Annotated in this window: 4 protein-coding genes and 1 riboswitch; all 4 genes read left to right on the forward strand. The window is 32.9% G+C overall.

The window, feature by feature from the left end:
* Window positions 1-282: 282 nt before the first annotated feature.
* The 4 genes from FGK85_RS14510 (at window position 283) to FGK85_RS14525 (ending at window position 3519) form a co-directional block, all read left to right on the forward strand.
* Window positions 283-519, forward strand: coding sequence for a FeoA family protein (locus FGK85_RS14510; protein WP_138207812.1), 237 nt, complete (start codon window positions 283-285; stop codon window positions 517-519).
* A gap of 188 nt (window positions 520-707) precedes the next feature.
* Complete coding sequence (locus FGK85_RS14515) at window positions 708-935, forward strand: FeoA family protein (protein ID WP_138207814.1); 228 nt, start codon at window positions 708-710, stop codon at window positions 933-935.
* A 248-nt stretch (window positions 936-1183) separates the two neighbouring features.
* Window positions 1184-3220 carry a ferrous iron transport protein B gene (gene feoB / locus FGK85_RS14520; RefSeq protein WP_138207816.1) on the forward strand — a complete coding sequence of 679 codons (2037 nt, stop codon included), beginning with the start codon at window positions 1184-1186 and terminating at the stop codon, window positions 3218-3220.
* Between the two features lie 47 nt (window positions 3221-3267).
* Complete coding sequence (locus FGK85_RS14525) at window positions 3268-3519, forward strand: FeoC-like transcriptional regulator (protein ID WP_243122898.1); 252 nt, start codon at window positions 3268-3270, stop codon at window positions 3517-3519.
* A 325-nt stretch (window positions 3520-3844) separates the two neighbouring features.
* A riboswitch (cobalamin riboswitch) is annotated at window positions 3845-4022 on the forward strand.
* Window positions 4023-4510: the final 488 nt, after the last annotated feature.

Raw genomic sequence — 4510 nt, forward strand, 5'->3', positions numbered from 1 at the left:
AAAGCCTAGCGGCTAAAGAATTAGTGCATTTTATTTATGAGCAAGCTAAAAACAATGTACCCATAGAATTAATACTTGATGAGCTGAAATTAGCTTCTTAGAAAAATTTTCAAGTTATTTATAGGACAAATATAGTGTGAAACACTGTAACTATATTCCTGTCAAGGAATTTGAATCTACAATTGGTATTTCAACTTCTTAAATTAAAGAAGTTAAGTTAATAAATTATAAAGTTAGTAAATGTGATAAATTATAATAAAGTTAATAGGGGGTATAAGTTTTATGAAAGGTAAATTTTTGGATGAGCTTTCTGTAGGAGAGAAAGGAAAGGTAGTTAGAATTTCAAAGGAAAGTTCTGTTAAAAGAAGACTTATGGACATGGGAATACTTCCAGGAACACAACTTGTGATGGAGGGTAAAGCACCTATGGGAGATCCTATAGAGATAAAATTAAGAGGCTATAAGCTTACTTTAAGAAAATCTGAAGCTAGTGATATTTTAGTAGAAGTTACAGCTTAGTGGAACTTATTTAGGGCAGGCTTGATTAAAAACTTCATTTTACAAAAACAAAGTTTTGGAGTCTATCACATGTAACAGAGAATAGTAAAATTTAGTTTAAGGATATAGTGAATAAATACAGGGTCAATTAAAGTAAAGACACAATAAATATAGTGTCAATTAAAGTAAAGATACGAGGAGTGAATAGTATGAAAGGAATGCCTTTAACTTTTGCAAATATAGGACAAAATGTAACTATTACAGATATAAACGGTGGAGAATGTATGTGTAAGAAGCTTAAGGAAATGGGCTTTGTAAATGGAAGCAAAATAAAAGTTATGAGAAATGACGTAGGACCTATAATTGTAAAAATAGGTGATGGAAGAATAATACTAGGAAGAAGTATGGCTACAAAGATAATGGTGGCAGCTGGGTAGAAATATTTTTTTTACCACAGTGTTGATAATGAATATCAATATTAACGCTCATGTGATGTTCATATTTATATTAGAATTAGTGCTTATTAGGATTTTACAGTTTAGTTTTAATGAGGACGAAGCTGTAAATATAGGCACTAATATTTATAGTTATAGAAATTTTAATAAATAGTTAAATTGCTATAATTTGAATTTGTTTTTATTTGGAAGAATAAATTAATTTATTATAAATAAGGGGTGTGATTTACTTGAATAAAGAAATAGTGGTGGCATTAGCGGGAAATCCTAACTGCGGGAAGACCAGTCTTTTTAATGCACTGACAGGGGCAAGGCAGCACGTAGGTAACTGGCCCGGCGTAACAGTGGAAAAGAAAGAAGGAAAACTTAAAAGGGAAAATGAAACGCTTAACATTGTAGACTTGCCTGGAACGTACAGTCTTGGGGCGTATTCAGAGGATGAAGTGGTGGCTCGTAACTTTATATTGGACGGGGAATCGGATGTAATAATAAATGTAGTAGATGCCACTAATATAGAGAGAAATTTATATTTAACCACTCAAATATTAGAAATAAATCCTAATGTAATAGTGGCGTTAAACATGATGGATGAAGCGGAAAATAAGGATATAAAAATAGATATAAACAAAATATCTAAGAAATTAGGAGCAACTGTAGTTCCTATAGTTGCCACAAAAAAAGAGGGTATAGATAAACTTATAGAAGAAGTTATAAAACTAAGTAAGAATAAGAAAAACCAAGGGTTTAAGATTGATTACGGAAAGGATATGGAAAATCAAATTTTACAGGTGCAAAGTGAAATTTCAGCTTGTGTAGAGGAAAATTCTTATCCTTTAAATTGGATGGCCATAAAGCTATTTGAAAATGATAATAAAATAGTAGAACTTATAAAATCAAAATCCTGCGGTGATAAAATATTGAAAAAGGTTGAAGATGGCGTGGACATTGTAACCAAAGCCGCTGGATATGAACCAGAAGCACTTATAATAGATAAAAAATATGAATTCATTGGAAAAGTAACAGAGGGTGCCATTATAAGAAAAGATGAAAATAAGGATACCTTAACGGATAAGATAGACAAGGTTGTAACTAATAAATGGCTTGGAATACCCATATTTGCAGTAATTATGTTCTTTGTTTATCAAATCACCATGAAATTCGGAAATGATTTTCTAGGTGGCTATGTGGAAACTGCATTTGAAGCTTTAGGAGAGTGGGCAGGTACCATGGTGCCAGATAATATGTTTGGAAGATTTATAGTTGAAGGAGTTATAGGAGGATTAGGATCTATATTCCCATTTGTACCACTTATATTAGTAATGTATTTATTGATTTCTTTACTAGAAGATGTAGGATATATGGCCAGAGCAGCTTATGTTATGGACAGATTCATGACTTCCATAGGACTTCATGGTAAAACTGCCGTATCTATGATTATAGGTTCAGGTTGTAATATAGCAGGAATAATGTCCACAAGAACTTTGGAAAGCAAAAAAGATAGAATGGTTGCAATACTTATAAATCCTTTTGTATCTTGCAGTGCTAGACTTCCAGTATATGCATTATTTGCTGGAGCTTTCTTTGGAGATACCAATGTAGGGCCTTTTTCAGGAGCTGGTATAGTAATATTTTCACTATATGCCTTGGGAATCATAGTGGCTATAGTAGCAGGAAAATTTTTAAGCAGTACTTTATTTAAAGGTGAAAACTCATACTTTGTAATGGAGTTGCCTCCATATAGAATTCCTACAGCAAAGAGTATACTTACTCACATGTGGGAAAAGGCATCAGCTTTTGTTAAGAAGGCAGGAACAATAATATTTGCAGTGGTAATATTAGTATTCTTCTTAAGTAATTTTCCACTAGGTGTGGAGCCAGGAAGTGCAGAAAGCATACTTGGAAGAATAGGTGGATTTGTAGCTCCTATATTTAAACCAGCAGGCTTTGGAACATGGCAAGCAGGAGTTTCCCTAGTAACAGGTATATTGGCAAAGGAGACAGTAGTAACTACCTTAGGCGGTATATATGCTGGAGGAGATGAAGGGGTTAAACTGGCTATGGCATTAAAAGAAGTGTTTACTCCACTATCTGCCTATGCGTTTATGGTTATGAACCTATTATACACACCTTGTGCTGCAGCTTTGGGTGCGGTTAAGAAGGAAACGAACTCTGTAAAATGGACCGTTTTTTCAGCAGTATATAGTTTCGTTATAGCTTGGGTATTTGCGGTATTAATATTCCAAGTAGGAACACTGTTAGGACTTTAATTAGGTAATGAGAGTATGTGATTAATTGGGAGGGGATCTTAGTGCTGATGAAATTACTAAAGATAATAGCAAATAAGGGATTTTACTCTAAAAATGCTATAGCCAAAGAAATGGGTGTAGCAGAGGGTTTTTTAGAGGAAATGGTAGAGCAACTTTTTAGGATGGGATATATAGAGAAGGTTAGAGAGCAGGGGTGTGTTGGAGGGTGCAAGGGTTGTGCAAAAGCCTCCTGCTGCTCTAGCAGTAATGCAAATGTAGTTTTTATAAGAATAACAGAAAAGGGTAAGGTGAGATTGTAATAGTGAATAGTGAATAGCGAAAAGTTAAGAGTGAAAAGTGAAAAGTTAAGAGTGAAAAGTGCTTTGCACTTTGAGAATATGTTGAAAAAGAAGTGTGTTGGAAATATACAGCAGATATATGTATAAGAAATATTTTCACAGTGGACCTTCAATGGAGCTATAATGACCTTAATGGAAGGACATAGTGGACCGAAATTTAAAGATAATCCTATTATGATAGAGATTAAATAGGATTATTTGAATTATTGGTGTTATATAACAATAATACGGATGTTGAAATATGTATACTAAAGTATTACAATTAGTTCATAGTAAAAATTAAATAATGAATTAATAAGTTTTCGGTTTTCTTTTAGGAAATTAAAAGGGAATGTGGTTAAATGCCACAGCAGCCCCCGCTACTGTAATAGTGGACGAATCTTAAAGCCACTGGTGTAAAAACTGGGAAGGCAAGAGGAGGAAGAAACTAGAGCCAGGAGACCTGCCTTGAACTTCTGTAATAATCTTTCGGTGGGAAGGATTTCAGGCATATGATAGTGATATTTATGCATTTCGAAAGTATTTAAAAATTATAATACTTATGCAGTTATAAATATCAGGTGTGATTATAAGACTATTGTATACTGTAAAGACTTCGCAAGAAGTCTTTTTTATTTTTGACTAAAAGCTCCCACCTTAGCGTAAGCCTTTTAAAGCCTATTAAGGTTTTTTATATAAAAAGTTACTATATTGGTCAGAAAAACTTACTCCCAACTTATTAAGATAGATTGTGAAAGATTTAAGGTTTTCTTTTCCAACTGCTGACCAATTGCAGCATCTCTATATTATTTATAGAGATGTTTTTTTTATTTGTTCAACTTTCGCATATAAATTTTCACCACAACTATTATGTACTACCTGTTACTTACAAATTAATTCTAAAAAAACTCCTTGAGTTTTATCCTTAACTCTTAACTCTTACTTCTTACTTATTAGTTATTACCTATTACTT

Origin of the sequence: Haloimpatiens lingqiaonensis (genome assembly GCF_901447495.1) — a bacterium.
In the GTDB taxonomy this organism is placed as follows: domain Bacteria; phylum Bacillota; class Clostridia; order Clostridiales; family Clostridiaceae; genus Haloimpatiens; species Haloimpatiens lingqiaonensis.